This is a genomic window from Effusibacillus lacus, assembly GCF_002335525.1.
Lineage (GTDB): Bacteria > Bacillota > Bacilli > Tumebacillales > Effusibacillaceae > Effusibacillus > Effusibacillus lacus.
In genome coordinates this window covers 1-3263 of sequence record NZ_BDUF01000050.1, presented here as the reverse complement: position 1 = coordinate 3263, position 3263 = coordinate 1, and the positions used below count along the sequence as shown (strand labels likewise).

At 44.7% G+C, this 3263-nt stretch carries 5 protein-coding genes; 1 reads left to right on the top strand and 4 read right to left on the bottom strand.

Going from position 1 to position 3263, the window contains the following annotated elements; all coding sequences use genetic code 11:
* Positions 1-51 precede the first annotated feature (51 nt).
* Positions 52-309 (bottom strand): transposase, encoded by a 258-nt coding sequence (locus EFBL_RS09350; RefSeq protein ID WP_172899679.1) that lies wholly within the window; start codon positions 307-309, stop codon positions 52-54.
* A 331-nt stretch (positions 310-640) separates the two neighbouring features.
* Positions 641-1210 carry a hypothetical protein gene (locus EFBL_RS09345; protein WP_096181873.1) on the bottom strand — a complete coding sequence of 190 codons (570 nt, stop codon included), beginning with the start codon at positions 1208-1210 and terminating at the stop codon, positions 641-643.
* A gap of 501 nt (positions 1211-1711) precedes the next feature.
* Between EFBL_RS09345 and EFBL_RS21855 the strand changes: the two genes are divergently transcribed.
* Positions 1712-1795: a putative holin-like toxin gene (locus EFBL_RS21855; protein WP_103143244.1), complete on the top strand. Its 84-nt coding sequence runs from the start codon at positions 1712-1714 to the stop codon at positions 1793-1795.
* Positions 1796-2048: 253 nt separating this feature from the next.
* Here the strand turns inward: EFBL_RS21855 and EFBL_RS09340 are convergent, their stop codons facing one another.
* Both EFBL_RS09340 and EFBL_RS09335 read right to left on the bottom strand, forming a co-directional pair.
* Positions 2049-2732: a hypothetical protein gene (locus EFBL_RS09340; RefSeq protein WP_096181872.1), complete on the bottom strand. Its 684-nt coding sequence runs from the start codon at positions 2730-2732 to the stop codon at positions 2049-2051.
* Positions 2733-2803: 71 nt separating this feature from the next.
* Positions 2804-3263, bottom strand: a 460-nt coding sequence (locus EFBL_RS09335; RefSeq protein WP_096181871.1) for a helix-turn-helix transcriptional regulator, incomplete at its 5' end; no start/stop codon positions are given.

Genomic DNA, 3263 nt, shown 5'->3' with positions numbered 1-3263 from the left:
ACAAAATCAGCGTACAGGAATTTGGTGTAGGGGTGGTCAACTTTTTGGTTGTCAATGTGCCTCCACGTGGTCAACTTTTATGTTATCAATCACATGTAATTCCCGTAGATCTCGGTCATCTAAGAGCTGGGCCCCACCTCCTTGTGCATCTTGATTTGTTTGACGTTTATATTGCTTCAGCCAGCCATGAAGGGTATTGGGGGAAATGTCTAATTCCCGAGCGACCTGCGCAACCGGCTTCCGCTGCTCAAGAATATATTCGACGGTTTGACGTTTAAAATCTGAATCATATTGCTTTAACTTTTTCACGATGAAGACACCTCGATTTTAAGATCATGTTTATTATAATGGATAGGATATAAGGGACAAGCCACCTAGGGCTCCCCTAATTCGCCTTCCCTCCGGTCAGGCTCACTACGGGGCTACATCCCAAAAAACAATCTACCTATCCATTGTGATCTCTAAAATCTGTGTCTACTATTAAGACTAGCATCACTTTCACGTATCAAATGCGATTCATCGAATGGATCCTTTTTACGACTCAGTAAGGGTGTAATGTGCTGCCCAGCCATTTCTCTTCAACGCATTTCTCCTTTGCATCCATTCGATATTTGCTCCAGGATCTTATGTGGAGTATCCACTAGGTCCCTTTCCGCATAAGCAACTGGTCGCAACGCTCTCTCATTTTTTGATAGTCACCCTGGTAGTCAGGAATACGGTATCGGTTGGCGGGACTTGGGAAATTCACAAATTGTACCTCAACCCCTTCTCTTTGAATGTGGTCACCTGCTATGTTAACCGACACCCCGCCAACCAGAACTACAAGTTCGGGTTTCAAGATTCGGACTTCCTCAACAAGAAGGTCTTGATTCATTTGTCGATTATAACGATTGATACTTTGATGCCCGTTACTGACACGAAATGCATCGACCATAAACTTAGCTCTTTGGTTATTCAGAACCTGATCCCCTATAAATGGAAGATCGACGCTCCGGGCGATTGAACCAGACATATGATTGCTTCCTCGAGCAGTATCGGCAGCAAGTAAAGTATCGTATCGATCCAGGTACTTCCGATAAAAATCAGATAAGTATGTAAGCTCCTGGAAAGTATTAATTTTGTCAATGAGACTACGGTTCACGTTAGGGCCTAGCAAGGATTCAGGATAAATGTTGGCTTTTGCATGAAGCGCAGCTAGTGAATCAACCATCTGTGCTCACCTCCATCAACTCTCCACAAAATACTTCTCTTTAAACATTGCCATAGTTGTTTTCAACCTGTCCTGCTCTTAAGGTAACTGCAAGTTCCTTGGTGTCGTGCATTGTTGATACGTACAACATTCGCATCCCTTCCTTTGGATGATATTCAGAGCCTTATGTTAGTAACATTATACAAAGGAGTGTGACAATTACTGTCAGGGAACGAACATTCTGATTCAATACAAAAACCCGGTACCGCCTAATATGCAGCGATACCGGGTTATTTTTCCCTTAATCAATTTTCAGTCACTCGTTGACATTCGGCTTGTAAATATCGGGAACTGCGTCCCTCATAACATGTTTTCCCGAAGTCCGCCCCATTTCTCATCCCTTTTCACAAGCAGGAACAAATGTTCGATTCCATTCCAAAATTATGCTATACTGACCTTGTACAATAGAATCGGCTCCTCAAGGGTGGATCGGCTCATCCCCGGACGAAAGGGGGTGAGGCCATGACAGTATACGAGACAGTCTCCCTTATGATTGCGTTTGGGATGTTGGTTATCGCCATATTGTCGTTTCCAAAAAAGAAATAGACCACCCTTGAGTTGACCACTCGGCGGTCTATTCCGCATAACTTGAGCCGGCCCCTTGAGGGGCAGCTATTGTACCTTGACCGTAGGTGCGGCAACACCTACGGTCACTTTTATTTTATGCAATCGGATATCCTTTATGTTTGTAGTTTACCATAGATGCCATAAAAATCAAATCTCCCGCCTACATCCCTTAATCAATTTTCAGTCTCTCTTTGACTACGAACGACACGCTTTCTCTTGATTTTTAAGGATCCTACAATATCGATTTGAGCTCATTCATTAAGTACGTATAGGTCATCGCTTTCGGATAAAAAGCCATCGGGTGATGGTAATGAATGATATTTGCACGCAGATCGTTCCACCAAATGCGCTCCAACCCGCCTCGTGTCATCTTTGGTTCGAGCGGAATTTCGTGGTTCTCCAGTGAATCTTTAACGATCCTGAAGACTACCGAACCGCAGCACAGAACGATGTTGGGCTCTAAGATATGAATTTGCCTCAATAGCAAATCGCCGGTGTTGATCCCTGCTTGATATACGATTTCATCATTGGATCTGGTAGAACCTGCTGTTTTCTTGACATTCACAAAACATACGGACCCGAAGAACCGCTCTGTACTGTTGGAAATCATATGCAGGTTCTCCTCAACCTCTTGAAACGGAGGAAATCCATGTAAGATTCCATAGGTCCATCGGATCAGATTGGGCCATGTTGTCCCTTTCTCCTCAAGAAACTGGCGGTTCCTGATAAAATCCTGATATTTCCATTCGGTGGCGTTCGGGTTTGTTTCACTAGGTTCTTTCAACAGAACGACTACCCGCAAACCTGATTGATTCCAATCCTTTTCGCTAAGCAATCCATCTTCTACAAACAGTCCGCCTTCGGACCGACTTCTCCATTCCCTAAACAGTTTTTCCAGTTGTTCTGTTTTTGTCATGACTCATACCTCTGTAAAATGATTGCTACCTTCACCTTATCAGTCGCTATGACAGCTTCTGTCACGGAACATCAGTTCTTCTGCCTGTACCTTCTTTCCATTTCCCTTATCTCATCAAGCATTCTTGTTCTATACTCAACCGGCTCCAACAACTCCGCATCCTTCCCAAACTGCTTCATCCAACGCAAGAATTCGTCTGCCCCACGGGTGGTGACGATCAGCAGCAAGGAGCCGTCTTCCTGATCAACAAAATCGGGTCTTGATTCATACCGCTCTTCTTTTATGTAACGGGCCACTTTCTTCGAGAACCGGACCTTGAACGTTACTTCCTTCGAACTCGCCGTGATGCCCCACAAATTGGCCAGATAGGCATCAATATCAAAGCCATCCTCAATGTAGAACTTTTTGTGGGTTAACTCGACCGATTGGAACCGGTTCAAGCGGAAAGTCCGCAGATCCTCCCGTTCGTGGCAATAGCCAATCAGGTACAAATGACCGCCGCGCGGCACCAGATAATAAGGGTCGATCATG

Excerpts from the sequence above, each read along its gene's own strand:
- EFBL_RS09340 (WP_096181872.1), bottom strand. The coding sequence starts at position 2,732 with ATGACAAAAACAGAACAACTGGAAAAACTGTTTAGGGAATGGAGAAGT.
- EFBL_RS09345 (WP_096181873.1), bottom strand. The coding sequence starts at position 1,210 with ATGGTTGATTCACTAGCTGCGCTTCATGCAAAAGCCAACATTTATCCT.
- EFBL_RS21855 (WP_103143244.1), top strand. The coding sequence starts at position 1,712 with ATGACAGTATACGAGACAGTCTCCCTTATGATTGCGTTTGGGATGTTG.